This is a genomic window from Terrirhizobium terrae, from assembly GCF_030323265.1.
In the GTDB taxonomy this organism is placed as follows: Bacteria; Pseudomonadota; Alphaproteobacteria; order Rhizobiales; family Rhizobiaceae; genus Neorhizobium.
In genome coordinates this window covers 1,046,732-1,070,732 of record NZ_CP104992.1, presented here as the reverse complement: position 1 = coordinate 1,070,732, position 24,001 = coordinate 1,046,732, and the positions used below count along the sequence as shown (strand labels likewise).

The 24,001-nt window shown below is 60.7% G+C and carries 23 protein-coding genes and 2 pseudogenes; 16 read left to right on the top strand and 9 right to left on the bottom strand.

Translation table 11 applies throughout. The features are described from left to right. Positions 1–65: 65 nt before the first annotated feature. From N7E02_RS13270 to N7E02_RS13260, 3 genes are all read left to right on the top strand, one after another. Complete coding sequence (locus tag N7E02_RS13270; protein WP_286582421.1) at positions 66–803, top strand: sulfite exporter TauE/SafE family protein; 738 nt, start codon at positions 66–68, stop codon at positions 801–803. Positions 804–992: 189 nt separating this feature from the next. After that, positions 993–1,742: a DUF1223 domain-containing protein gene (locus N7E02_RS13265; RefSeq protein WP_286582420.1), complete on the top strand. Its 750-nt coding sequence runs from the start codon at positions 993–995 to the stop codon at positions 1,740–1,742. A gap of 297 nt (positions 1,743–2,039) precedes the next feature. Further along, positions 2,040–2,429 (top strand): DUF2794 domain-containing protein, encoded by a 390-nt coding sequence (locus tag N7E02_RS13260; RefSeq protein WP_286583808.1) that lies wholly within the window; start codon positions 2,040–2,042, stop codon positions 2,427–2,429. Positions 2,430–2,444: 15 nt separating this feature from the next. Here the strand turns inward: N7E02_RS13260 and N7E02_RS13255 are convergent, their stop codons facing one another. From N7E02_RS13255 to N7E02_RS13240, 4 genes are all read right to left on the bottom strand, one after another. Beyond that, entirely contained in the window at positions 2,445–3,002 is a 558-nt protein-coding gene (locus N7E02_RS13255) for a GNAT family N-acetyltransferase (protein ID WP_286582418.1), read from the bottom strand. A gap of 119 nt (positions 3,003–3,121) precedes the next feature. After that, entirely contained in the window at positions 3,122–3,859 is a 738-nt protein-coding gene (locus N7E02_RS13250; protein ID WP_286582417.1) for a Bax inhibitor-1/YccA family protein, read from the bottom strand. 232 nt (positions 3,860–4,091) lie between these two features. Continuing rightward, positions 4,092–6,635, bottom strand: coding sequence for an ABC transporter permease (locus N7E02_RS13245; RefSeq protein ID WP_286582416.1), 2,544 nt, complete (start codon positions 6,633–6,635; stop codon positions 4,092–4,094). After that, the gene (locus tag N7E02_RS13240) at positions 6,632–7,342 is read right to left on the bottom strand and encodes an ABC transporter ATP-binding protein (RefSeq protein WP_286582415.1); all 711 of its coding nucleotides are present in this window, start codon (positions 7,340–7,342) and stop codon (positions 6,632–6,634) included. The genes N7E02_RS13245 and N7E02_RS13240 overlap by 4 nt, the downstream gene beginning before the upstream one ends. Before the next feature lie 74 nt (positions 7,343–7,416). Between N7E02_RS13240 and N7E02_RS13235 the strand changes: the two are divergent. The 4 genes and pseudogenes from N7E02_RS13235 to N7E02_RS13220 all read left to right on the top strand — a co-directional run bounded on the left by N7E02_RS13235 (position 7,417) and on the right by N7E02_RS13220 (position 9,512). Further along, positions 7,417–8,066: pseudogene (locus N7E02_RS13235) on the top strand (arylesterase). A gap of 69 nt (positions 8,067–8,135) precedes the next feature. Next, positions 8,136–8,726 (top strand): RNA 2',3'-cyclic phosphodiesterase, encoded by a 591-nt coding sequence (thpR, locus tag N7E02_RS13230; protein WP_286582414.1) that lies wholly within the window; start codon positions 8,136–8,138, stop codon positions 8,724–8,726. Positions 8,727–8,737: 11 nt separating this feature from the next. After that, entirely contained in the window at positions 8,738–9,040 is a 303-nt protein-coding gene (locus N7E02_RS13225; protein WP_286582413.1) for a 4a-hydroxytetrahydrobiopterin dehydratase, read from the top strand. A 67-nt stretch (positions 9,041–9,107) separates the two neighbouring features. After that, a complete protein-coding gene (locus N7E02_RS13220) occupies positions 9,108–9,512 on the top strand; it encodes a YkvA family protein (RefSeq protein WP_286582412.1) in 405 nt (134 codons plus the stop codon). A gap of 7 nt (positions 9,513–9,519) precedes the next feature. Here the strand turns inward: N7E02_RS13220 and N7E02_RS13215 are convergent. Then, a pseudogene (locus N7E02_RS13215) lies at positions 9,520–10,078 on the bottom strand (sigma-70 family RNA polymerase sigma factor). A 320-nt stretch (positions 10,079–10,398) separates the two neighbouring features. Between N7E02_RS13215 and N7E02_RS13210 the strand changes: the two are divergent. Together N7E02_RS13210 and rlmN are read left to right on the top strand one after the other, a co-directional pair. After that, positions 10,399–10,902 carry an invasion associated locus B family protein gene (locus N7E02_RS13210; protein ID WP_286582410.1) on the top strand — a complete coding sequence of 168 codons (504 nt, stop codon included), beginning with the start codon at positions 10,399–10,401 and terminating at the stop codon, positions 10,900–10,902. Between the two features lie 240 nt (positions 10,903–11,142). Next, positions 11,143–12,378, top strand: coding sequence for a dual-specificity RNA methyltransferase RlmN (gene rlmN / locus N7E02_RS13205; protein WP_286582409.1), 1,236 nt, complete (start codon positions 11,143–11,145; stop codon positions 12,376–12,378). A 29-nt stretch (positions 12,379–12,407) separates the two neighbouring features. Here the strand turns inward: rlmN and N7E02_RS13200 are convergent, their stop codons facing one another. Together N7E02_RS13200 and N7E02_RS13195 are read right to left on the bottom strand one after the other, a co-directional pair. Next, the gene (locus N7E02_RS13200) at positions 12,408–13,049 is read right to left on the bottom strand and encodes a LysE family translocator (protein WP_286582408.1); all 642 of its coding nucleotides are present in this window, start codon (positions 13,047–13,049) and stop codon (positions 12,408–12,410) included. Positions 13,050–13,120: 71 nt separating this feature from the next. Continuing rightward, positions 13,121–13,978, bottom strand: a complete 858-nt coding sequence (locus N7E02_RS13195; protein WP_286582407.1) for an SDR family NAD(P)-dependent oxidoreductase — start codon at positions 13,976–13,978, stop codon at positions 13,121–13,123. 113 nt (positions 13,979–14,091) lie between these two features. Here N7E02_RS13195 and N7E02_RS13190 point away from each other — a divergent pair, with 113 nt between their 5' ends. The 3 genes from N7E02_RS13190 to N7E02_RS13180 all read left to right on the top strand — a co-directional run bounded on the left by N7E02_RS13190 (position 14,092) and on the right by N7E02_RS13180 (position 15,971). Then, complete coding sequence (locus tag N7E02_RS13190) at positions 14,092–14,343, top strand: type II toxin-antitoxin system ParD family antitoxin (RefSeq protein ID WP_286582405.1); 252 nt, start codon at positions 14,092–14,094, stop codon at positions 14,341–14,343. After that, entirely contained in the window at positions 14,340–14,633 is a 294-nt protein-coding gene (locus N7E02_RS13185) for a type II toxin-antitoxin system RelE/ParE family toxin (RefSeq protein ID WP_286582403.1), read from the top strand. The genes N7E02_RS13190 and N7E02_RS13185 overlap by 4 nt, the downstream gene beginning before the upstream one ends. 114 nt (positions 14,634–14,747) lie before the next feature. Then, entirely contained in the window at positions 14,748–15,971 is a 1,224-nt protein-coding gene (locus N7E02_RS13180; RefSeq protein WP_286582402.1) for an argininosuccinate synthase, read from the top strand. 58 nt (positions 15,972–16,029) lie between these two features. Here N7E02_RS13180 and N7E02_RS13175 read toward each other — a convergent pair whose 3' ends face one another. After that, positions 16,030–17,205: a multidrug effflux MFS transporter gene (locus tag N7E02_RS13175; protein WP_286583806.1), complete on the bottom strand. Its 1,176-nt coding sequence runs from the start codon at positions 17,203–17,205 to the stop codon at positions 16,030–16,032. 22 nt (positions 17,206–17,227) lie between these two features. Next, positions 17,228–17,722 (bottom strand): MarR family winged helix-turn-helix transcriptional regulator, encoded by a 495-nt coding sequence (locus tag N7E02_RS13170; RefSeq protein ID WP_286582401.1) that lies wholly within the window; start codon positions 17,720–17,722, stop codon positions 17,228–17,230. A 228-nt stretch (positions 17,723–17,950) separates the two neighbouring features. On the opposite strand from N7E02_RS13170, the gene N7E02_RS13165 reads away from it, so the two are divergent. The 4 genes from N7E02_RS13165 to N7E02_RS13150 all read left to right on the top strand — a co-directional run bounded on the left by N7E02_RS13165 (position 17,951) and on the right by N7E02_RS13150 (position 23,950). Continuing rightward, positions 17,951–20,038 carry a M3 family metallopeptidase gene (locus N7E02_RS13165; protein WP_286582400.1) on the top strand — a complete coding sequence of 696 codons (2,088 nt, stop codon included), beginning with the start codon at positions 17,951–17,953 and terminating at the stop codon, positions 20,036–20,038. Between the two features lie 143 nt (positions 20,039–20,181). Next, on the top strand, positions 20,182–21,273 hold the full coding sequence (locus N7E02_RS13160; RefSeq protein WP_374730691.1) for an ABC transporter ATP-binding protein: 1,092 nt from the start codon (positions 20,182–20,184) through the stop codon (positions 21,271–21,273). Positions 21,274–21,286: 13 nt separating this feature from the next. After that, positions 21,287–22,246 (top strand): ABC transporter substrate-binding protein, encoded by a 960-nt coding sequence (locus N7E02_RS13155; RefSeq protein ID WP_286582399.1) that lies wholly within the window; start codon positions 21,287–21,289, stop codon positions 22,244–22,246. Positions 22,247–22,270: 24 nt separating this feature from the next. After that, positions 22,271–23,950 carry an ABC transporter permease gene (locus N7E02_RS13150; RefSeq protein ID WP_286582397.1) on the top strand — a complete coding sequence of 560 codons (1,680 nt, stop codon included), beginning with the start codon at positions 22,271–22,273 and terminating at the stop codon, positions 23,948–23,950. Positions 23,951–24,001 lie beyond the last annotated feature (51 nt).

Here is a 24,001-nt window from a genome sequence, read left to right as displayed (position 1 = left end):
ATCCGGCGGGCGTTTCTCTTTCCGACTAGTCCGCAGCGCATCGCATCTTTTCAGGCTCTCCTCCCGTGTCCCTCATCATCTTTATCGGAATGGCAGTCACCGTCTTTCTGACGTCGCTGCTCTCGGGCATCTTTGGCATGGCAGGCGGTTTGATCCTGCTCTGGGTGCTTCTCTTCCTCTATCCGGTCGGCACCGCAATCGCGATCCAGGGTGTCATCCAGATGGTGTCGAACGGATCGCGGGCATGGTTTTCCCGCGCCTATATCGACTGGAAGATACTCTCCATCCTCTGCTCGGGCGTGGCGGTATCCGCTCTCATCCTGTTCATCACCAACTATACGCCAAGCCTGATCGTGGTTTTGATCGGTGTCGGTCTGATGCCGATCCTCGTCTGGCTGCCGGTCAGCAAGCTGCAGCTTGACGCTTCCCGTCCCTCGCACGCTTTTCTGGCGGGCTTGCTTTCGGGTGGCATGACGATCAGCGTCGGTGTTGCTGGTCCGACGGTCGACATCTTCTTCATCCGCACCCAGATGGACCGGCGCAAGGTGATCGCTACCAAGGCCTCGATCCAGACGCTATCGCATCTCGCCAAGATCGCCTTCTATTGGGATGCCGCCTCGCAGCTGCCGACGGTGGACATGATCGCCGTGTTGATTGCGGCTCCAATCGCCATCCTCGGTGCGCTGGCCGGTAACGGCATTCTGCAGAAGATGACGGATGCGAATTTCCGCTCCTGGACCCGCTGGGTCGTGACCGGCGTCGGCGCCGTCTACCTTGCCCAAGGCATTCTCAAGCTGATCTGATCAAGATCGAGTGACAGCCGCAAATTTGTCTTTGAAAATCGAGATAGGATCACATTTACCAATCTCACCCGTTCGTGACTTTCTCTTGAAATTGTGGATGGTTACTTTCCGCCAGCCCGCCTGATAGTTGTTGTCTCCCGTTGGTCGCCTATGCCTGTGATTGCTCCTGCCAAAAGAGGTCCGCTGCCCATGCCGTTTTGCTTCCGCGCCCTGATCGTCCTTGCGGGACTGCTCGTCAGCAGTGCCGCATTCGCCGGCGAGACGCGGACGCCCAAAGGCGTGATCGAGCTTTTCACCTCCCAGGGCTGTGCCTCGTGTCCGCCGGCAGATTCGGCTCTGTCGCAGCTGGTCGCGCAGGGCGATATGGTGGTCCTCTCTTACCATGTCGACTACTGGAACTATCTCGGGTGGACCGACACGCTGAGCTCGAAGGAAAATACCGAGCGTCAGTATGGTTATGCCAAGACGATGGGACGCAGCGGCGTCTACACGCCGCAGGCCATCATCAACGGCCGTGAGCACGTCAAGGGAACCGACACAGCTGTCGTCAACGCCAAGGTCGACGGCATGCAGAAGAGCGGCCAAGGACTGACCGTGCCGATCGGTGCAGCCATTCACTGCGACGAGATCGAGATCGAGATCGGCGAAGGGCAGGGCCAGGCGGAAGTCGTCGTCGCCTATTTCACCAAGCGCCAGATGGTGGATGTGACAAAGGGCGAGAACAGCGGCAAGAACATGGAATACTGGCACAGCGTTTATGACGTTCAGTCGGTTGGCATGTGGAACGGCAAGAAGATGACGCTGACGCTTCCGGGCAAGGCGCTCGGCAAGACGAAGAAGGACGGCTGCGCGATTTTGCTGCAGACCTCTGGCCCAGGAGGCGAACCTGCTGCCATAATCGGGGCCACAGTTCTGATGGCCGGCCGCAAGAAGAACTGATCCGTACTTTGTCTGGATGAAGCGCGTTGGCTGATGGCCCGGCCCAGAAACATTGGGGGCTGGGGGTAAGGGTCAATGCACCAAACCGGGCCAATGGCGCTAGGACGCGCCAACCAACAACCGCAAGATGGATGGCGAATTGGGCGCTCTTTTGTCCGAATTTGGGCAGATCAAAAAAACCGCAAGGTTCATGTCGGCGGGCTTTTGACGGCGCGTTACAGCCGCAACGGCAGGCTTGCATTTTTATCCCGCTGGGGCACACTGTCATACCAACGACATGTAACCATTGGAGCTTTGATGGCTGATCAACCTGATTTGCCAAGGGGCGCAAAGGCGCAGGGCGCAGGCGTCGTCGTCAGTCTCAACGAATATCGACAGAACCTCGATCCAATCCCGGTGACGTTTCACCGCCGGGAGCTCGATGCCATTCTATGGATCTATGGCCGGATGGTGGGCGAAGGCGAGTGGAAGGACTACGCCATCGATCACATGAAGGACAAGGCGGTGTTCTCCATCTTCAAGCGATCCGGTGAAATGCCTCTCTTCACGATCGAGAAGAACCCGAAGCTGGCGGCGAAGCAGGGCGCCTATTCGGTGGTCAATACCAACGGTATGATCCTGAAGCGCGGTCACGAACTGCCGCAGGTGCTGAAAGTCTTCGACAAAGTACTGAAGCTGGTCGATTGACGGGCTTGTGCCCGGTCATCCGACGAAAAGCGAACCGGGATAGGCGGAGAGATGCGGGTCCGTTTCCTTGCCCTCGCCAAGCGCGATCTGCATCAGCGTCGTATCCAGCCATCTGCCGTGCTTGAAGCCGGTGCCCTTGAGGGTGCCGGTCAGTTCGAAGCCGAGGCTCTTGTGGACGGCGATCGAAGCGGGGCTCGCGCCGCCGATGACCGCCACCATCTGGCGGAAGCCGAGTGTCTCGCAACGCGCAAGCAATTCTTTCAACAGCGCCTTGCCGATGCCTTTTCCCTGGGCTTCCTTTGCCAAGTAGATCGAATCCTCCACCAGCCAGCGATAGGCGGGGCGGGTGCGGAATGCCGAGGCATAGGCATAGCCGAGAAGCGTGCCGTCATCGGCCTCGGCGACAATATAGGGATAGCCTTTCTCCACTATACCGGCATGCCGGCTGGTCATTTCCGTAAGGTCCGGCGGAGTGATCTCGTAGCTCGCCGTGCCGGTCAGCACGCTGTCGCGGTAGATTTCGGTAATGGTGGAAAGATCGGCGGGGGAGGCGTCACGGATCGAAAATGTCATGGTGCGAAGGCTATGCGCTCGTGAAATCGACAATTGCCGCAGGCTAAGCCAGCCCCGAAAATCGGGCAACAAAAAAGGCGGCCCGGGGGCCGCCTTCTCTGGTCTCGTTTCCGAGCTGCTTATTCGTCGCGGTTGCCCATGAACTGCAGCAGGAAGGTGAAGAGGTTGATGAAGTCGAGATACAGGGTCAGCGCACCCATGATAGCCATGCGGCCGGTCGCGGTGGCGTCGTTGCCTTCCCAGTACATTTCCTTGATCTTCTGCGTGTCGTAGGCGGTGAGGCCGGCGAAGATCAGCACGCCGATCGCGGAGATGGCGAAGCCCATCGCGGACGACTGCAGGAAGATGTTGACGATCGACGCGATGATCAGGCCGAACAGACCCATGATCAGGAACGAGCCGAGACCCGACAGGTCCTTCTTCGTCGTGTAGCCGTAGAGCGACAGTGCGCCGAACGAGGCCGCGGTGACGAAGAACGTCTGGACAATGCTCTCACCGGTGAAGACCAGGAAGATCGAGGACAGCGAGAGACCCATCAGTGCGGCATAGACCCAGAAGGTCATCTGCGCAGCCGGAACGCTCATCGAGTTGATGCGGAAGCTCAGGAAGAAGACCATAGCCAGCGGAGCCAGCATGATAACCCACTTGAGCGGACCGCCGTAAAGCGCCTGCGCTACAGCCGGGTTGGAGACTGCGAAAGCGTAGGTGCCGTATGCAGCAACACCGGTGATCGCAAGACCGAGAGCCATCAGGTTGTAAACCCGAAGCATGTAAGAGCGAAGGCCCTCATCGATCATCGCGCCCGACTGAGCGCGGGACTGCGCCATTCGGTTCTGGTAGTTGTTGAAGTCAGCCATTGTTTCCTCTTTAAGCTCCGGAATTAGTCACGGTGTCGGGCCCCCATAATTCTGACCCAGGCGCCGCTGCGGAGCTCCAGCAAGCCTATCGCAGAATATGATGCGAGATCGCCTTACATACAAGGGGCGTCGTGCGGGAAAAACATCAATCATCGGCGTGATTTAGCAACCTATAGGACATTCTGACGCGAATTTGATTGGCGATGCGGCCAATGATGCAACTAATGCGCGATTAAAGTTCCCGCAGGACTGGCGCAGCTTTTTGGCCAAGAACTCGCCAGGTCCCAATCAGACCTATGCCTACCGTCAAGACGAGTGACAAGATGATCGTCGTCACCGCAACATCCGGCAGGAAGGCCGACTGCATGCGCATGATGCGGGCAACGACGAACCATGCCGCGACACCACCGGCCAGGAGGGCGAAGATCGCGGTTGCGGCGCCCAGGATGACATATTCGTAGCTGAAGGCGCGCATCAACATCGCGCGCGTTCCGCCAAGCGTCTTCAAGACGACCGCATCATGGGTGCGCGCCCGGTTTCCGGCCGCAAGCGCACCGGCGAGAACGAGAACTGAAGCAACGAGCGCTACGGCGGCGGCGGCACGGATCGCGGTTGCCAACTGGCCGATCAGCTGGTCGACGATGTCGATCGCGTCCTTCACACGCACGCTGGTGATGGTCGGATAGGTATCTGTGACCGTGCGCAGGATTTCCGCTTCCTTCGCGGCCGAAGCCGAAGGATCGGTCAGGGTCGCAAGCCAGGCATGCGGCGCGCCGCGGAACGTGTTGGGCGAGAAGATCATGACGAAATTTATCGACAGGGATTCCCACTGAACATCGCGAAAGCTCGCGATCTTGGCTGTGACGTTGCGGCCGAGCACGTTAACCGTCACCGTGTCGCCGAGCTTCAGGCCGAGCTCACCTGCTTCTTCGGCGGAGAAGGAAACGAGCGGCTCGCCCTCATAGTCCGCAGGCCACCATTCGCCCGCTGTGAGGGCCGAGCCTTCCGGCAGGTTCCGGGCATAGGTGGTGCCGCGGTCGCCGCGCAGAACCCAGCGGCCTTCCGGCGGTACGTTCATCTGGCTCACGTCCTGGCCGTTGAAGGCGACGATGCGGCCGCGCATCATCGGCACCTCGAAGACCTTGGCCTCGGGCGCCTGCTGTTTCAGAAGCTGGCGGAAGCCTTCCACTTCTGCGCTCTGGATGTCGACGAAGAAGAAGTTCGGCGCCTGCGCGGAAATGCGTCCGTTCAGCTGGTTGCGCAAATTTCCGTCGATCAGTGCCAGCGTCACCAGCAGTGCCAGGCCGAGGCCGAGCGACAGCACGACGGACGGGGTCAGCGCGCCCGGGCGGTGAATGTTGCCGATCGCAAGCCGCAGCGCCGGTGAATTGACGCGCGGGCTCCTGCGGGCAAGGGCGGTAATGCCGGCTGCGACGACACGCAGAAGCAGGAACGCGCAGGCGACGGAAATGAGGAAGAGCGAGGCGATGCGACGGTCATCGGCCCAGAGGATGGCGAGTGCTGCGAGTGCGGCAAGTGCGATGCTCGCGGCAAGAAGATAAGGCCAGGACGGCAGGCGTCGCGCTTCAAAGCCTTGTTCGCGGAAGAGCGCGGTCGCGGGCACTTCGCGCGCATGGCCGAGCGGCAGGATTGCGAAAGCGAAGGTGACGATGATGCCGAAGGCTGCGGCGATCGCGAGGGCAGAAGGATAGAGGGTGCCGCTTGCGGGCACGGGCAGCACGCCCTGCAGGTAATGGAACGCAATGAAGGGCGAGACGGCGCCGATGACTAGGCCGATCAGGATGCCGATCGCAGCGAGGAGCATGATCTGGATAAGGTAGATCATGGTCACGACCGAGGCCGGGGCGCCCAAACATTTGAAGGTCGCAATCGTGGTGCGCTTGGCATCGAGGAAGGCGCGCACCGCATTGGCGATGCCGACGCCGCCGACGATGAGAGCGGTGAGGCCGACGAGAGTGAGGAATTGTGAGAAGCGGTCGACATTTTCGGCCAGGGCCGGTGCTGCGCGGTCGCTGGTACGGACCGACCAGCCGGCGTCGGGGAATTCCTTGTTGGCGCGCGTGACGATCGCTCCACGTGTCGAAGGCTCGGCAAGGCGGATCTTGTAGGAATGCTCGACAAGGCTGCCGACCGTGATCAGGCCGGATGCCGCAAGCGCGTCGCGGCTTACCATCAGCCGCGGTGCAAAGCCGAAGCCGTCGGACAGTGCGTCGGGCTCGTTGGTGATCGTGCCGTGGACGACAATGCGCGTGTTGCCGAGAAGGAGCTCGTCGCCCGGCGAAAGCCCGAGGCGGTCCATCAGCAGGGGAGCGGCGAGCGCACCATAGGCGTCGTTTTCCTGCTTGAGGAGATCGAACACCGGTTGCTGCGGCTGCGTTTCGACCGCGCCATAGAGCGGATAGGCGCCATCGACGCCCTTGACCTCGACAAGCGTCTGGCCGGAGCCGTCCGCCTTGCGGACCATGGAACGCAGGCCGGTCGAGACGCTGACCTCGCCGAGGCTGTTCAGGAAGGCCGCTTCCGGTTCGCTTGCCTCGCGATTGTTGAGTTCAAAGCGCAGATCGCCGGCAAGCAGCGACTGGCCCTGGCTCGAAATGGCGCCGGTGATGGCCGTCGATACGGAATTGACGGTGGCGATCGCGCCGGTTCCGAGCGCTATGCAGGCGAGGAAGATGTAGAAGCCGCCGAGGCCGCCGCGCATTTCGCGAAGCGCTAGGCGAAAGGCTATCGAGAGCCGCGCCATGGCCGGGCTCATGCAGAGACCGCCCGGCTGGTGTTGCGATCGGCGCTGTCTTCCACTATCTCGCCGGACCGCACACGGATCTGGCGGGTGCAGCGGGCGGCGAGACTGTTGTCATGGGTGACGAGAAGCAGCGTCATGCCGCGTTCGGCCTGTTTGCTGAACAGAAGGTCGGCAATCTGGCGCCCGGTCTCGGTGTCGAGGTTTCCGGTCGGCTCGTCTGCGATCAGCAGGGCAGGCGAAGGGGCGAGCGCGCGGGCGATCGCGACACGCTGCTGTTCGCCGCCTGAGAGTTGGCCCGGATAGTGGTTCAGCCGCTCGCCAAGGCCGACGGCCGTCAGTTCGCCTTTTGCGATATCGAATGCGTCCTTCGCGCCGGCAAGTTCCAGCGGCACGGCGACGTTTTCCAGCGCCGTCATATTTGCGATCAGGTGGAAGGACTGGAAGACGATGCCGATATTGCGGCCGCGGAACTCTGCCAGCTTGTCCTCGGAGAAGGTATGAAGGGGAGCGCCATCGATGACGATCTCGCCGCTGTCGAGCCGTTCCAGTCCCGCCAAGACCATCAGCAAGGTCGACTTGCCGGAGCCCGACGGACCGATGATGCCGACCGCTTCGCCGGCCTCGATCGACAGATCGATGCCCTTCAGGACATGGACGGAGGCCGCGGCGCTTCCTAGAGTAAGGTCGGCATTTTTGAGGTCGATAACGGTTTTAGTCAAAATGAACGGCCCTATATCAAAGGATATGCCGAGCATTTTCGCCCGGCCTCGGCAGAAAATCTAGGAGACGTCGTGTGAGTTTTAAAGCAAGCCTTCTTCACTTCGCCGTCATGGTGGTCGTTTGTCTTGGATTTTCTCCTGCAGGTGCCCAGGAGCGAGCGGTCAATCTGGTTGGTTTCGGCGATAGTCTGATGGCGGGTTACCAGCTCGCACCCAATGAATCCTACACGGCCCAACTGGAAGCGGCGCTGAAAGCGAAAGGGCAGAACGTCACGATCACCAATGCCGGGGTTTCCGGCGATACAACCTCGGGCGGCCTGTCGCGCATCGACTGGTCGGTGCCGGACGGCACTGACGGTGTCATTCTCGAACTCGGCGCAAACGATGCGCTACGGGGCATCGCGCCCGAGCAATCGGAAAAAACCTCGATCTGATGCTTTCCAGGTTGAAGGAGAGGAAGATCCCGGTGTTGCTCATCGGCATTCTTGCGCCACCCAATATGGGAGGCGATTACGCCGAAAAGTTCAACCCGATCTACAAACGGCTTTCGGAAAAATATTCCGCGCCGCTTTATCCGTTCTTCCTCGACGGCGTGGCGACGGTCAACGGCATGCAGCTCGAAGACGGCATGCATCCTAATGCGAAAGGTGTGGCCGTTATGGTCGAACGTTCGCTTCCGCTTGTGGAAGCATTTCTAGGGGACATTAGTTCGGCAAATAAATAACCGCTTGCGCGGAACGGCATTGCATGATTCGCTGTTAGTATCTGCAAGAGATTCGAGGAGGTTCTGCGTATGCCGAGACTTTTCACCGCCCTCGAAGTTCCGCGCAATGTTGCCATGTCACTGTCTCTCCTGCGGGGAGGTATACCAGGCGCGCGATGGATAGACGTTGAAAACTATCACATTACTCTGCGCTTCATTGGTGACGTCGACAACCGCACCGCCGACGAGATCGTTGACCGGCTAGATCGTATCGACCGGCCCGAATTCCAGACGCAACTGACCGGGATCGGTTCATTCGGATCGAAAAAGCCGCATTCAGTCTGGGCTGGAGTATCCGTTTCGCCTGAGCTTATGGCGCTTCAGGGTGAGATTGAGCGGATTTGCCAGCAGCGCATCGGTCTGCCGCCGGATCCGCGTAAATTCATGCCGCATGTTACGCTCGCACGGCTGAAGAACTGCCGCCTTGATGACGTGGTTCACTATCTTTCGGGTCGCGGCAATTTCTACACTGCTCCCTTCACCGTCTCGCGCTTCGTATTGATGTCATCGAAGGAATCGGTCGGCGGCGGGCCGTATCTGACTGAGGAGATTTTCTCCCTGTCCGAGGTTCATTCGGCTTACGAATATGGCGAGATGGAGCCGGCGAAGCAGTATTTCTGAGGTCTATCCTCATGGCTTATGAATTGCTGGATGCCGAGGCAGTATCGCGGGAATTGGTCAGTCTTGACAGTTGGCATCTCAGCGCCGACGGGCTGTCCATCTCGAAAAGCTTCAAATTCGACAACTTCATCGAGGCTTTCGATTTCATGACCGAAGCGGCGATCGTTGCGGAAAAACTCAACCATCATCCTGACTGGAGCAACAGTTATTCGCGCGTCGATGTTAGCCTGACGACGCATGCGAAGAAGCAGCTGACCGATCGCGACTTCAAGCTTGCGGCGGCGATGGACAAGGCGGCGGCTCGCCGCTCGTGAAACCAACGCCTTTGAATTCCCGCCTGGCCGGTCCCATATGGATGATGGGTAACTCGACGGAGCTTCCATGGACGACGTGAAAATCGGTGAAATTCTTCTTCCCGGTGACGAGGATACGCAGAGCCGCCGCGAAAAGCAGGTGCGTGCCAAATTCTGGCCGACGCTGAAGCGTGCTGCGCGTTACGTCCCGTTCAGCCGGGATCTCGTCGCATCTTATTATTGTGCCGTTGATCCCAAAACACCGATGCGCGTGCGCGGCATTCTTCTGGCGGCGCTCGCCTATTTCATTCTGCCGTTCGATTTTCTGCCGGACGTTCTGGTCGGCGTCGGCTTTACCGACGATATGGCTGTCATCGCCGCAGCGCTCAAGATGATACAGGGGCACATCGCCGATCGTCACTACGATGCGGCTGATCAGGTCCTTGCCGACAATCCCGATATCGAAACTCCTGCGGCAGGCAAGAAGGTTTGAAGAGGCTCTAGCCGGGCGAAGGGTCTTCGAGTGCCTTGCGCAGATGCTGGAAGGCCAGCCGGATACGCGACTTGACCGTGCCGAGCGGCAAGCCTGTCGCCGCGGCGATCTCCGAATGGGACTGGCCAAGAAAGAAGGCAGCCTGCACGAGCTTCATCTGCTCGCCGGGGATCTGGCTCAGGGCGCGGCGAACGCGGGCATCGCGCTCTTCGCCCTCCAGCAGCGAATCCGTAGCCTCCATCTCCAGCAAGAGCCATTCGGTTTCGCCAAGAGCCTGCTTGCCGCGCGCGCCGCTGGGCGTCGAGTCTTCGGTTGCGGGCGATACGGAAAAGCCACGTCGATAGTGAGGATTTCTGCGGGTCGTAGAGCGATGCGCGGTGCCAGAGGATGGTCATCACTTCCTGGACCAGTTCCTCCGCTTCATCAACGGCAACCGACTGATGAACCAGCCAGGATTTCAGGCGCGGGCCAAAATGGTCGAAGAGCAGGCCGAAGGCTGCTTGATCGCGCTGCTCGGCCACTGCTTTCGCCAGGCGCGCAAAATCGTCCCTGTCTTCACCCTGCATCCAGACTACGCAATTTTTCTGACTGAGATTCGCATCATGTGCGGCCATACTAATGTCATTGCCGGAGTTTGGAAGAGGACAAACTCTTGCCCAATTCCTTATGTCATTGACATGACAACCCACCGAGTTCCCGCTCATGCCGCAAGGGGCAATCTCACCTTCGAGCCGAGGCTCATGGAATGATCTGCAAAGTAAAGCGCAGATGATTTCGGCGTTGACGGATTGGTAACCAGAATTAAGTCAAAATGAACCTAATCATGGCCCGTCTCAAACAGTTCTTCGGCTGAGACGCTACGTATAACAGACCCGGCAGGAACCCCATGTTCGCACGCACAGTCGCACTCGCACTCGCTCTTACATTCGTAAGCGCAGGCCTCGCCTCGGCCCAGACGCCGACCCGTATCCAGCAGTTCAAGGCCTGGGGTGCCTATTCCTACAAGCAGGGCAACAGCACCGTCTGCTACGTGTTGTCCGTGCCGACAACCAAGGAACCAGCAAATGTCGACCACGGCGACATCTTCTTCATCGTGTCGCAGCGCCCGGGCCAGAACATTTCCTACGAACCGCAGGCCATGGTCGGTTATCCGTTGCAGGCCAATTCCAAGGTTACGGTAACGATCGACGGCAAGAACTTCACCATGTTCACCAAGGATAAGGCTGCCTGGGTCGAGAACGCGGCCGAAGAGCCGGCACTCGTGGCCGCCATGAAGGGCGGAAGCTCGATGACCGTCGGCGCGGTTTCCGGTCGCGGCACCAAGACTTCCTACACCTATCAGCTTGCCGGCATCTCCGCCGCGCTGAAGCAGATCGAATCCTGCAAGTAAGCAAGTCTGCCATCAGAATTCAGCAAAAGGCCGGCTCGTCCGGCCTTTTCGCATTGCAGCCCTGCTCTGCAACAATAGTGACGTGGCTCCGATTTGATGCTAAAGGCGCCGCAACACTGGTTCCGCGCCGGCTTTTGCAAATAGCGCTTTGGTGAACCACAGGAATTCACGGATAGTTATGCCAGGCGATGCACCTTGATGACGTGCGTCCTACGGCATCTGTTGGACAGGATAGAAGACATGACGGTTTCCGCGGCTCTCGCACCCGCCATCAAGGCGCCTCTGGTTGCCAATCCGGATCTGTTCAGCGCCAAGCCATCGCTGATCGGCCTGACGCGCGACATGATGGCGGCTGCTCTGAAGGAAAAGGGCGTGCCGGAAAAGCAGGTACGCATGCGCGTCAGCCAGTTGTGGCACTGGCTCTATATTCGCGGCGTGTCCGATTTCGACGCGATGACGAACGTGGCGAAGGACATGCGCGAAATGCTGAAGGCGCATTTCACCATCGCCCGTCCGGAAATCGTCGAAGAGCAGATATCCAATGACGGCACGCGGAAGTGGCTGCTGCGCTTCCCGCCGCGCGGCGCCGGTCGTCCGGTCGAGGTCGAGACCGTCTATATTCCGGAAGAAGGTCGCGGTACGCTCTGCATTTCGAGCCAGGTCGGCTGTTCGCTTACCTGCTCCTTCTGTCACACCGGCACGCAGAAGCTCGTGCGCAACCTGACGCCGGAAGAAATCCTGGCGCAGCTCCTGTTGGCCCGTGATCGGCTGGGCGATTTCCCCGGTGCCGATACGCCTCCGGGCGCCTTCGTGCCGACCGGCGAGCGCAAGGTCACCAATATCGTGATGATGGGCATGGGCGAGCCGCTCTACAATTTCGAGAGCGTCAAGACCGCGCTCTTGATCGCGACCGACGGTGATGGCCTGTCGCTGTCGAAGCGGCGTGTCACTCTGTCTACTTCCGGTGTCGTGCCGGAGATCTATCGCACGGGTGAAGAGATCGGCGTCATGCTGGCGATCTCGCTGCATGCCGTGCGCGACGAGTTGCGCGACATGCTGGTGCCGATCAACAAGAAGTATCCGCTGAAGGAACTGCTGGACGCCTGCCGCGCCTATCCGAGCCTGTCGAACGCACGTCGCATCACTTTCGAATATGTGATGCTGAAGGATGTCAACGACAGCCTGGAGGACGCCAAGCTGCTGACCCAGCTCCTGAAGGGCATTCCCGCCAAGATCAACCTCATCCCGTTCAACCCTTGGCCGGGCACGAACTACCAGTGCTCCGACTGGGCGACGATCGAGAAGTTTGCCGATTTCATCAACCAGGCGGGCTATGCCTCGCCGATCCGCACGCCGCGCGGGCGCGACATCCTTGCCGCCTGCGGTCAGCTGAAGTCGGAATCGGAGCGCATGCGCAAGACCGAGCGTCTGGCGTTCGAGGCGATGATGATTGCGGGCCACGGCGAAGACGATTGATCAAAAGGCCGGTTTATCCGGCCTTTTTCTTATTTTGCCTGGGTGAAAAAGATCTTCGCTGCGAAGATGGAGAATACACCGGCGAAGGTGTAGTCGATGCCGCGCAGGACCTTCGGGTTGGCCTGCAGCCATTTCGAGAGACGATCGGCCGCGAGCACGACGATCAGGTTTACCGGCATGCCGATGACGATGAAGTAGATCCCGAAGAAGATCAGCTTGCCCGTGACATGCGGGTCCGTCGCAGTGACGAACTGCGGCAGGAAGGTCATGAAGAAGATGATGACCTTCGGGTTCAGGATGTTCACCCAGAAGCCGACGGAAATATTTGCGAGCGCGCTGCTTTGCGGCCGCTCTACCTTTTCGACCGACAGGCTGGAACCGAAGCGGATCGCCTGGATGGCGAGCCACAGAAGGTAGGCGGCGCCACCGGTTTTCAGGATGAAGAAGGCGGTCGGCGAGGCGGTGATCAGCGCCGAGATGCCGAAGGCGACCAGCAGCGTGTGGCAGACGACGCCGAGGCTGGTGCCGAGTACCGTATAGAGTGCGGGACGGCGACCTTCACCGAGTGCCCGGCTGATCGACAGCGTCATGTCCGGGCCCGGCGTGATAGCCAGCAGAAGGCCAGCGGCGGTGAAGGCAAGCAGGGCAGGCAGGCTCGGCAGGAATTCCATGGTCACACTCGAAAGCCGGATGATCGAGGATGTCGTTTATCCGGCTTTCAAGCGCCTGCCAAATCAATGAATCAGTTGCCTGCAATGAATTGTTTTGATGCGTCGGCAAAATCCGGGTGCCAGCGCGAAAGCGGTGGGCGGTTTTCGATGACGTCGCCGATCGCCCAGGCCATGCGGCGCTCGTCGGTTGCGCGGTCGACATCGTTGTCGGGGCAGAGGATGTAGAAGTCACCGCGTTCAAGACTTTGCAGCATGAACTCGACCGTTTGTTCCGAGGTCCAGGCGCCTGTCGGCTTTTCGGTGCGGCCGCCGGCCGCAAGCGGCGTGAACACGAAGCCGGGGATCAGCAGATGCGCCGATACCTGGCAGCCCTCGGTGTTGCGCAATTCGTGCTGTAGCGCTTCGGTGAAGGTTTTCACGCCGGACTTCGAGACATTATAGGCCGGGTCGCCGGGCGGCGTGGTGATGCCCTGTTTGGAGCCGGTATTGATGATCAGCGCCGGTTCGCCATGGGCGATCATCGCCGGGCCGAAAATGCGGCTGCCGTTGACGATGCCCATCAGATTGACGGCGAGTACGTTGTCCCAGTTGGCCTGCGGGCCAAAAATGCTGCTGCCGGGCTGGATGCCGGCATTGTTCATCAGCACATGGACCCGGCCGAAGCGCTGGACGACCGCGCGCTCCAGCGCGGCCAACTCTTCCGGCTTGGAGACGTCGGTGCCGATCGCCGCGACATCATGCTCGCCGCCTTCGGCAAGGCTCGCCACGTCGCGCGCGGCCTCGGCCAGCTTGTCGCCCTCCAGATCGACCAGCACGACGGACAGGCCCATGCGGGCAAATTCCTTGGCCGCGGCAAGCCCGATGCCCGAGGCGGCACCAGTGACGACGGCAACATTGTCTTTCTTCAAAGCAGGATGAGTAACGGCCATGGGAGGTCTCCTCTTGGGCGCTTCCATTAAAAGGTACGGTTCAAAGGTTGGGCGGATATGGTATGTCTGGCTACTGCGTCAACATGACGGGATATTGAAGCGGAGCCAAGCCGGTGGGCGAGATCAAGTCGATCAAGGTGGACGAGGAACTGACGGCGTTCGTTAGGAAGCAGGTCGACGAAGGGCGCTATGCGTCCGAAAGCGAGGTCGTCGAGGAGGCGCTAAGGCTGCTCAAGGAAAGCGAAGAGGAAGCTATCGAGGCGATCCGCACGGCGATCGATGAGGGCGAGGCATCAGGAGAGCCGCAACCGTTCGATTTTGATGCTTTTATCGAACGTAAACGGGTACAGCGCGCGCAGCGATGAAGGCGCTTGTCTTCTCGCCCAAGGCTGAGGCCGATATCGACGATATTTACGACTATACCGAACAGCATTGGGGTTTCGAGAATGCAGAGGTTTATACCTTTGAGCTCAGAGACGCCTGCCGATCTTTGGTCGAAGGGCCTCGACACGGTCGAAAGATTGGCGACGAGATAAGACGGAACTACTTCGTGCTGTCTTGCAAAGCTCATTTCATCATCTATCGGGAAACCGTAAGCCGGATCGTCATCGTGCGCATCCTCCATCAGCGCATGAACGTGCGACGCCATCTCTGATACCGGATCACCCGGTTTTTCTTGCGCACCTTCGCAAACTCGCTAAAAGTGCCGCCATTCCCGATCAGACGGCCCTCACCAGGCTGTCACCACCACAGACGGACGCAAATCGATATGGCACTTCCGAAAGACGTAAAGAAGGTCGTTCTCGCCTATTCCGGCGGTCTCGACACCTCGATCATCCTGAAATGGCTGCAGACCGAACTCAACGCCGAAGTCGTGACCTTCACGGCCGATCTCGGTCAGGGCGAAGAGCTCGAGCCGGCGCGCAAGAAGGCCGAGATGCTGGGCATCAAGGAGATCTATATCGAGGACGTCCGCGAAGAGTTCGTCCGCGATTTCGTCTTCCCGATGTTCCGTGCCAATGCCGTCTATGAAGGCGTGTACCTGCTCGGCACATCGATTGCCCGCCCGCTGATCTCCAAGCATCTCATCGAGATCGCCAAGAAGACCGGCGCCGACGCGATCGCCCATGGCGCGACCGGCAAGGGCAACGACCAGGTTCGTTTCGAACTGTCGGCCTATGCGCTGAACCCGGACATCAAGGTCATCGCTCCGTGGCGCGACTGGTCGTTCAAGAGCCGTACGGATCTCCTGAACTTCGCCGAACAGCACCAGATCCCGGTTGCCAAGGACAAGAAGGGCGAAGCGCCTTTCTCCGTTGACGCCAACCTGCTGCACTCCTCGTCCGAGGGCAAGGTTCTGGAAGATCCGGCGATCGAGGCTCCGGAATACGTGCATATGCGCACCATTTCGCCGGAAGCTGCTCCGGACAAGGCGACCGTCATCAAGGTCGGCTTCCGCAAGGGTGATGCCGTCTCGATCAACGGCGTCGAGATGTCGCCTGCGACGCTGCTCAAGACCCTCAACGATTATGGCCGCGACAACGGCATCGGCCGTCTCGACCTCGTCGAGAACCGTTTCGTCGGCATGAAGTCGCGCGGCGTCTACGAGACCCCCGGCGGCACGATCCTGCTCGCCGCCCACCGTGCGATCGAATCGATCACGCTCGACCGGGGCGCTGCTCACCTCAAGGATGAGCTGATGCCGAAATATGCCGAGCTCATCTATTACGGCTTCTGGTTCTCGCCGGAGCGCGAGATGCTGCAGGCCCTGATCGACAAGAGCCAGGAGCATGTCGAAGGCGAAGTGACGCTGAAGCTCTACAAGGGCAATGTCATGGTCACCGGTCGCGAAAGCGCGAAGTCGCTCTACTCCGACCAGCTCGTCACCTTCGAGGACGACCAGGGCGCCTACGACCAGAAGGATGCGGCAGGCTTCATCAAGCTCAATGCCCTTCGCCTGCGCACTCTCGCAAAGCGCAACCAGATCAAGTAAGCTAGCTGTCGGCTATTGCCAAACTAAAGCCCCGTTGCCATCCGGCCGCGGGGCTTTTTCATTGCCTGCGGCTGATGGTCCGGAAGGCGAAATAGCTTCCAACGGCAATGAACTCCATCAGTGGTATGATCGTGCCGAAGGAGGCGAGCGGCGTCGCGAAAGCCGCAGCCGCAAGGCCGCCGGCAAATCCGCCGCCCATCTGGATGAAGCCCATCAGCGCCGAGGCCGAGCCCGCCACCCTAGGAAAGGGCGCCAGTCCGGCGGTGACGATGTGCGGTGTCAGGAAGGCGATGCCGAAGGTGCAGATGCCGACCGGCAGCATGATTGACAGGAAGCTCGGGTCGATCAGGTGAGCCGACAGGAATATCAATGTGCCGCCGACAGCGCTGCATGCGATGCCGATCGAGACGGTCCTGGGGCCTGACATATGCTTCGATGTCATGCGCAGAGTGATCGAGCCTGCGAGATAGGCGCCGGTCTGCGCGAGCATGCCGATACCGTATTCGGTCGGCGTGAGACCCACGACGTCGATCAGCACGAAAGGCAGCATCGTGCCCTGGGCGTAGAGAGCGCCGACCGAGCCGCCGAGGATGAGAGCCGGAAGGAGAAACCGCATGTCGCCGAGAAGGCCGACATAGGTGCGTACGAGCGTCGCCGGCTTGAGGCGCGAGCGATCCGGGATTGCGGTTTCCTTGAGTAGAAAAATGCAGCTCAGCAGCAGGCCGCCGCCGAATGCGATCATCAGCAGGAAGATCGATTGCCAGCCGAAGGCGGAAAGCGCCAGCCCACCCACGGTCGGACCGAGTGCAGGTCCAATGGCGAGGATGATGCCGATCATGTTCATGATCCGCGATGCTTCGGTGCCGGTGAACTGGTCGCGGACGGCGGCACGCGCAACGGTGACACCGACGGATGCGCCGATACCCTGGATCAGCCGTCCGGCCAGGATGACGTCGACCGTGCTGGCCATTGCGGCCATCAGTGAGCCGAGGACATAGATCGCGAGAAAGGCAATCGAAGCGGCGCGGCGGCCGAAGGCATCTGAAACGGGGCCGGCAAGGAGCTGGGCGATCGCGAAGCCGCCGAAATAGAGCGAGAGTCTCAGCTTGATGGCCGCTTCCGTCGTGTCGAAGGCGCGCACCAGTTCGGGCATGGCCGGCGTATAAACGGCCATCGAGACGGGGCCGATGGCCGTCAGGAAGGCGCCGAGCACCGTCGTGCGCCGTTCACTCATCAATGGGGCAGGGGCTGCGGGATCAGCGGCTTTCATTGGATCCGGAGGAGGGCGGCAGGCTGGCCTGAAGGTTCTTGTTCAGTTTCGCGAGCGAGACAGCGAGGTTGCGTCTTTCCGTATCCGGCATGCCGGATGTGGCCTGCGCGACGATCGTTTCGAATTCAGCCCGGATCCGGCGCAGCATGTCGTCCGATGCCGGCGTCAGGATGATCCGTTTGGCGCGCCGGTCGGCGGAGCACTTGTGGCGTTCTATCAGCCCAAGCGCCTGAAGCTTGTCGAGATAGGCACAGAGCGTCATCGGCTCCACGCCCATCCGGGTCGCGATATCGAGCTGACGATTGCCCTCGAGATCGGCGATATTGATCAGTGCTCTCGCCTCACCGGCGGTAAGACCCAGACCGGCCTCGGCAATGCGCTGCTCGAAGGCCGCACGCATCAGTCGCGCAGCGTCGACGATGAGGAAGCCCAACGGGTCGCGCTGGGGCGTAGCGGACGATACTTCGGCCAAACTGGTCATAAGTCTGCCTTACTATCTTTCAGTTGTAGCGCAAATGGAAAAGCGCCGCGGCTGCGGCACGTCTACGTGACCCAAGACGGTTAGGATTGAAATGATGGGGTGGACACATCGCCGATATCCATCATTTTTGCCGTTGGCTTATTGCAGGGATGCGTGCCGCCTCACACTTGATGCAGGCGTACCTTATCCTATGCTTACCACCAGTCATTTTCGCAGAAGGAAGATTCCATGGCCCAGGCTCCCGTCAATCGCGCTCTCGTCGAATGGGATGGTCACCACGGCCTTCCGAAATTCGATCTGGTCAAGGACGAGGATTTCGCGGAGGCCTTCGACGCCGCGATTGCCAGCCACGAGGCGGAGATCGATGCGATCAGCGGCAATCCGGAGCCTGCTACTTTCGACAATACCGTCGTTGCGCTGGAAGTCGCCGGCGACGAATTGTCCAGGGTATCCTCGCTGTTCTGGGGCAAGGCCGGTGCCCATACCAACGACACGATCCAGGCTCTGGAACGCGTGATGGCGCCGAAGATGTCGCGCCATTATTCCAAGATCGGCACCAATGCGGCGCTTTTTGCCCGCATCGACACGCTCTGGGACAAGCGCAAGGAACTCGATCTAACGCTCGAACAGGAACGTGTGCTTGAGCGCCACTGGAAGGGCTTCGTCAAGGCCGGCGCCAAGCTGGAAAAGGCCGAGCAGGACCGGCTGGCGGAAATCAATGAGAAGCTCGCCGGCCTCGGCGCTCAGTTCGGCCAGAACGTCCTCGGCGACGAGAAGGACTGGTCGCTTCTGTTGACGGAAGAGGCGGACCTTGAAGGGTTGCCGACCTTCCTGCGAGACGCGATGGCGTCGGCTGCCAAGGATCGCGGCGAGCAGGGCGGCTATGCGGTGACGTTGTCGCGTTCGATCATCGATCCGTTCCTCACCTTCTCGGCGCGCCGAGATCTCCGTGAACAGGCCTTCAAGGCCTGGGTGGCGCGCGGCGAGAACGGCGGTAAACGGGACAATATCGCCATCGTGCGCGAGACGCTCGGGCTTCGCGCAGAGAAGGCAAAGCTGCTCGGTTACGACAATTACGCGGCGCTGAAGCTCGACGACACGATGGCCAAGACCGCTGCATCCGTGAACAGTCTTCTCAACAAGGTGTGGGACAAGGCACGCAGCAAGGCGCTGGAGGAAGAGGCGAGCCTCGCCGGGCTTATTGCCGAGGAAGGCAAGAACCATCCGGTCATGCCGTGGGACTGGCGCCATTATGCCGAGAAGCTGCGGGAGCGCACCTTCTCCTTCTCGGAATCGGAACTGAAGCCCTATCTGCAGCTTGAAAAGGTCATCGACGCCTGCTTCGATGTCGCAGGCCGGCTGTTCGGCATCAAGGCGAAAGAGGTCAAGGGAGTGCCCGTCTATCATCCGGATGTCCGGGTGTTCGAGATCTACGACGGCGAGGGCAAGCTGAAGGCGCTGTTCCTCGGCGACTATTTCGCCCGTTCCTCGAAGCGCTCGGGCGCCTGGATGAGTTCCTTCCAGTCGCAGCACAAGCTGCCGCTGAAGAACGGTTCGGTTGGTGAATTGCCGATCATCTACAATGTCTGCAATTTCGCGAAGCCCGCCGAAGGCAAGCCGGCTCTGCTGTCGCTCGAGGACGCCCGCACGCTGTTCCATGAGTTCGGGCATGCGCTGCATGGGATGCTGTCAGATGTCACCTACCCGTCCGTCTCGGGAACCGGCGTCTCGCGCGATTTCGTCGAACTGCCGTCGCAGCTTTACGAACACTGGCTGACGGTGCCGGAAATTCTTGAAAAATACGCCGTGCATTACGAGACCGGCGCGCCGATGCCGAAGGATCTGCTCGACAAGGTTTTGGCGGCGCGCACCTTCAATGCCGGCTTCGCCACCGTCGAGTATACGTCTTCGGCGCTGGTCGACATGGCCTTTCATACGAAGGCGGTTGTCGACGATCCGATGGCCGTCCAAGCCGAGGTCTTGGCGGAACTGAACATGCCTGCCTCGATCGTGATGCGCCACGCCACCCCGCATTTCCAGCATGTCTTCTCCGGCGACGGCTATTCGGCCGGCTATTATTCCTACATGTGGTCGGAAGTGCTCGATGCGGATGCCTTCTCTGCCTTCGAGGAGGTCGGCGACGTGTTCGATCCGGTGACGGCGCGCAAGCTGAAGAACAATGTTTATTCGGTCGGCGGTTCCATCGACCCGGAAGTCACCTACAAAGCCTTCCGTGGCAAGCTGCCCGATCCGGAGGCGATGCTGAAGAAGCGCGGCCTTTCCATGATCGCAGAACTTGCTGGCGGCGACGCCTAGTTGAGCAGGGGTCTCGATTTGTAGGTCTGGCTCTACTCTGGGTTTCTATCACCCTGTATGGCGACCTTGAGTGGGCGGCTGTCACATGACTGTCATCGACGCTTAATAATCAACCGGCATCGCCCTCCCGATGCCGGTTTTTCATGACTTCTGAGCCCAACGCGACCTCCGCCGCTGTTTCGACGGCTGACCTCCAGCTGCATTACGGGCAGACGGCGGTGCTGAAGGGTATCGACATCGCCCTTGGCCGCGGCAAGACCTTGGCGTTGCTCGGCCCATCCGGCTGCGGCAAGACCACGCTCCTGCGTCTGGTTGCGGGCCTGCTGGCACCAAGCAAGGGTTCAGTCTCCATCGCGGGCAAGGTCGTTGCGGATGCCGCGAGCGGTGCCTTCGCTCCGCCGGAGAAGCGTAATCTCGGCATGGTCTTTCAGGACTATGCGCTCTGGCCGCATATGACGGTCGGCGGCAATGTTGCCTTTCCTCTCGAAATGCGCGGCGTCGGCCGTGCCGATCGGCAGGCGCGGACCATGCGGGCACTGGACCGCGTCGGGCTTTCTGCCTTCGCCGATCGCCGCCCGAGCGATCTCTCCGGTGGCCAGCAGCAGCGCGTGGCGATCGCCCGCGCCATCGTCGCCGAGCCGCAGCTCATCCTGTTCGACGAGCCGCTTTCCAACCTCGACCGCGAGCTGCGCGAAAACATGGTGGGCGAACTGGCGGAACTGATCGCCTCGCTCGGCCTCACCGCGATCTACGTCACTCATGATCACTCGGAAGCGCTGACGCTGGCCGACCAGGTCGCCGTCATGCGCGCCGGTCGCGTGGAACAGCTGGCCTCGCCGGATGCACTGATCGCCAATCCTGCCACGCCAGAAGTCGCCGACTTCCTGCGGCTCGGCGGCATTGCCGAGCTGGAGCGTCGCGGTGAGCTGGATTTTCAAAGGCAGCGACATCGCGCTGATGCCGGCTGCGGCCGATGCTTCGGATTCCGCCCGCGTGCTCATTCCTGTCGCGGCGATCACGCCCGGCGACGTTCAATCCGGCCGTCTGGCGGCGACCGTGCTGCGTTCGCAATTCCGCGGCGATGGGCATCTGGCCACCGTCTCGCTTGTCGGTACCGACCATGTCGAGCTGCAGGTCCTGAGCCGCATCAAGCTGCGCCCGGGGAAAGCGTCGGGCTCGCCATCGATTCCAACCAGGTCCGCTGGTTTGAAAACTCTCTGCCCTCACCCCAATAGGAGATTTTGGGATATGTTTAAGTCGCTGAAGAGCCTTACCCTCGGCGTTGTTGCCGCCACGCTTCTGGCCGGCGTCGCCCATGCCGACATCACCGTTTATACCGCCGGCCCGCAGAGCCTGATCGACAAGATGTCGGAAGGTTTCACCAAGGAGACCGGCATAAAGGTCAACGTCTTCCAGGCGACGACCGGCAAGGTCATGGCCCGTATCGAAGCCGAGGCGTCCAACCCGGTTGTCGACGTTTTGATCTCGGCATCCTGGGATACCGCGACGGACTTCGCCAAGCGCGGCTGGCTCGTGTCCTATACCAGCCCGAACGCTGCCAAGGTTCCGGATTTCCTGAAGACCGACACGGCCGTCGCCCAGGGCATTTCGGCGCTCGGCATTGCCTGGAACACCAAGAGCGGCACGCCGAAGCCGTCCGAATGGGCTGACCTGACCAAGCCGGAATACAAGGACATGGTCAACATTCCGGACCCGGCCCAGTCCGGCTCGTCCTTCGAACTGACCGCCGCTTTCGCCGGCCAGGACGATTTCAAGCTGTTCAAGGACCTGCAGGCCAATGGCGCGATCATCGCCGGCGCCAATGCCGAAGCGCTGAACCCGGTGCTGCAGGGCGCCAAGGCTGCCGTCTTCGGTGCCGTCGACTACATCACGCTCGCCGCCGCCAAGAAGGGCGAAACGGTCGAGGTTGTCTTCCCGGCATCCGGCACGGTCATCGCGCCGCGTCCGGCGATGATCCTCAATTGGTCGAAAAACCAGGACGAGGCGAAGAAGTTCATCGACTACATGCTGTCCGACGCAGGCCAGAAGATGGTTGCCGCCCAGATGCTGATGCCGGCCCGCACCGACATCCCGGCCGACCGTCCGCTGATCGGCGACCTCAAGCTGCTGAAGTTCGACAACGCTGCCGTCTACGGCAAGCGCAAGGAAACGCTCGGCGAGATCACCAAGATCTTCGGCGGCAAGTAAGACGCTCGGGCAGGGGACAGCATCATGAAGGGACATGCTAGTGGCGGGTCGGCTCCGGCCGCCTCGCTGGCGATTGCGGGACTGGTTCTCGTCGTCGCCATTCCCTTCACCGCGGTCGTCCTGCAGGCCGTTTTCCCCAATCTCGGACAGGGCTCGTTTTCGGGCCCTTTCTCCTCCTTCGTCGCGACGCTGAATGACGCTGCGCTGATCGGCATGGCCGGCAACACGATCCTGCTCGGTGCCTGCGTCGTCTTGGTCTCGGCGCTGGTTGCCGTGCCGCTCGGCGTGTTTCGCGCGCTCTATCGCGTGCCGCTGGCGCCGCTTTGGGACGTGCTCCTGCTCGTGCCATTCATGATCCCGCCCTATATCGCCACGCTCGGCTGGATCATGACGCTGCAACCGCGCGGCTATCTGCAGCAGATCTTTGGCTTCAATCTCGCATCCTTCCTGTTTTCGCTGGCCGGCATGACGGTGGTCATGGCGTTCAACACCTTTCCCGTCGTCTATTTTGCCGTGTCTCGCACGGTAGAAGCGGTCGGCGCGCGCTATGCCGATGTCGGTCGCGTCTTCGGCGCCACGCCGGCCAAGGCCTTCTGGCGCATCACGCTGCCACTTTCCGCTCCCGGGCTCGCTGCCAGCCTGATGCTGGTCTTTGCCGCCGCGATCGAGGAATACGGCACGCCGGCAGCGCTTGGCCGCCGCGCCGGTTTCCAGGTTCTCGTCACCGGTATCGATCTTCGCATTTCGGACTGGCCGATCGACCTGCCGGGCGCGTCCATCATGTCTCTGCTGCTGGTTAGCCTGTCGCTCGTCACCTTCCTCGGCCAGCGCTGGATCCTGTCGCGCCGTTCCTATCAGACGGTCAACGGCAAGCCGATGGCAAAGGACAAACGACCTCTGGGTGCAATGAAGCTGCCGGTCGTGCTGGCCTTCGCTGTCGTCTCGTTCCTGGCAACGGGCGTGCCGCTGCTGTCGATCCTGGCGACCGCCCTGTCCCGGACGATCTCAGGCGGGCTTGCACTCGACAATCTCAGCTTCGGCAATTTTGCCCTGGTCTTCCACAACAGCGCCGGGGCGCTTGGCGCGCTCGCCAACAGCTTTTCGCTCGGGATCGGTACGGCTCTGATCACCGGCCTGATCGGCGTCACCGCCGCCTATACCGTGGTGAAAACCAAGATCCGCGGGCGATTGGCGATCGATACGCTGACGATCATTCCCAACGCGCTTCCCGGCATCGTCGTCGCTGTCGGCCTGATCCTCGCCTGGAACATGCCCTGGCTTCCGGTGACGCCCTACAATACCGGTTTCATCCTGCTTCTCGCCTATTGCTGCATCCTGCTGCCGCAGCCGATGCGTTATGCGACGGCCGCCTTCCAGCAGATCGGCGACAATCTGGAAGCCGCGGCCCGCGTCTTCGGCGCCTCCAGCGTCACGGCCTTTCGGCGTATCCTTCTGCCGCTGGTCTTTCCGAGCCTCGCTTCCGCCATGCTGCTCGTCTTTGCGCTCGCCTCACGCGAACTTGTTGCCTCCGTCGTCATCGCCCCGGTCGGCATGCAGACGATCGCGACCTTTATCTGGCGGCAGTTCGAGCAGGGATCGATCGGGCTCGGCATGGCCATGGCCTTCATCGCCATTCTTATCACAACCCTCCTGCCGCTCATGCTTTTGGCGCTTCTGAGGCGCAGCGGATTGGTGGCCGAATAGTGATCAAAAGCCCACTGTGCGCTCGCCCCCTTTCGCTAAGGCGAAAAACAG

Excerpts from the sequence above, each read along its gene's own strand:
- N7E02_RS13165 (WP_286582400.1), top strand. The coding sequence starts at position 17,951 with ATGGCCCAGGCTCCCGTCAATCGCGCTCTCGTCGAATGGGATGGTCAC.
- N7E02_RS13225 (WP_286582413.1), top strand. The coding sequence starts at position 8,738 with ATGGCTTATGAATTGCTGGATGCCGAGGCAGTATCGCGGGAATTGGTC.
- N7E02_RS13160 (WP_374730691.1), top strand. The coding sequence starts at position 20,182 with ATGACTTCTGAGCCCAACGCGACCTCCGCCGCTGTTTCGACGGCTGAC.
- N7E02_RS13220 (WP_286582412.1), top strand. The coding sequence starts at position 9,108 with ATGGACGACGTGAAAATCGGTGAAATTCTTCTTCCCGGTGACGAGGAT.
- thpR (WP_286582414.1), top strand. The coding sequence starts at position 8,136 with ATGCCGAGACTTTTCACCGCCCTCGAAGTTCCGCGCAATGTTGCCATG.
- N7E02_RS13250 (WP_286582417.1), bottom strand. The coding sequence starts at position 3,859 with ATGGCTGACTTCAACAACTACCAGAACCGAATGGCGCAGTCCCGCGCT.
- N7E02_RS13180 (WP_286582402.1), top strand. The coding sequence starts at position 14,748 with ATGGCACTTCCGAAAGACGTAAAGAAGGTCGTTCTCGCCTATTCCGGC.
- N7E02_RS13255 (WP_286582418.1), bottom strand. The coding sequence starts at position 3,002 with ATGACATTTTCGATCCGTGACGCCTCCCCCGCCGATCTTTCCACCATT.
- rlmN (WP_286582409.1), top strand. The coding sequence starts at position 11,143 with ATGACGGTTTCCGCGGCTCTCGCACCCGCCATCAAGGCGCCTCTGGTT.
- N7E02_RS13170 (WP_286582401.1), bottom strand. The coding sequence starts at position 17,722 with ATGACCAGTTTGGCCGAAGTATCGTCCGCTACGCCCCAGCGCGACCCG.
- N7E02_RS13185 (WP_286582403.1), top strand. The coding sequence starts at position 14,340 with ATGAAGGCGCTTGTCTTCTCGCCCAAGGCTGAGGCCGATATCGACGAT.
- N7E02_RS13155 (WP_286582399.1), top strand. The coding sequence starts at position 21,287 with ATGTTTAAGTCGCTGAAGAGCCTTACCCTCGGCGTTGTTGCCGCCACG.
- N7E02_RS13175 (WP_286583806.1), bottom strand. The coding sequence starts at position 17,205 with ATGAGTGAACGGCGCACGACGGTGCTCGGCGCCTTCCTGACGGCCATC.
- N7E02_RS13265 (WP_286582420.1), top strand. The coding sequence starts at position 993 with ATGCCGTTTTGCTTCCGCGCCCTGATCGTCCTTGCGGGACTGCTCGTC.
- N7E02_RS13195 (WP_286582407.1), bottom strand. The coding sequence starts at position 13,978 with ATGGCCGTTACTCATCCTGCTTTGAAGAAAGACAATGTTGCCGTCGTC.
- N7E02_RS13260 (WP_286583808.1), top strand. The coding sequence starts at position 2,040 with ATGGCTGATCAACCTGATTTGCCAAGGGGCGCAAAGGCGCAGGGCGCA.
- N7E02_RS13150 (WP_286582397.1), top strand. The coding sequence starts at position 22,271 with ATGAAGGGACATGCTAGTGGCGGGTCGGCTCCGGCCGCCTCGCTGGCG.
- N7E02_RS13210 (WP_286582410.1), top strand. The coding sequence starts at position 10,399 with ATGTTCGCACGCACAGTCGCACTCGCACTCGCTCTTACATTCGTAAGC.
- N7E02_RS13245 (WP_286582416.1), bottom strand. The coding sequence starts at position 6,635 with ATGAGCCCGGCCATGGCGCGGCTCTCGATAGCCTTTCGCCTAGCGCTT.
- N7E02_RS13200 (WP_286582408.1), bottom strand. The coding sequence starts at position 13,049 with ATGGAATTCCTGCCGAGCCTGCCTGCCCTGCTTGCCTTCACCGCCGCT.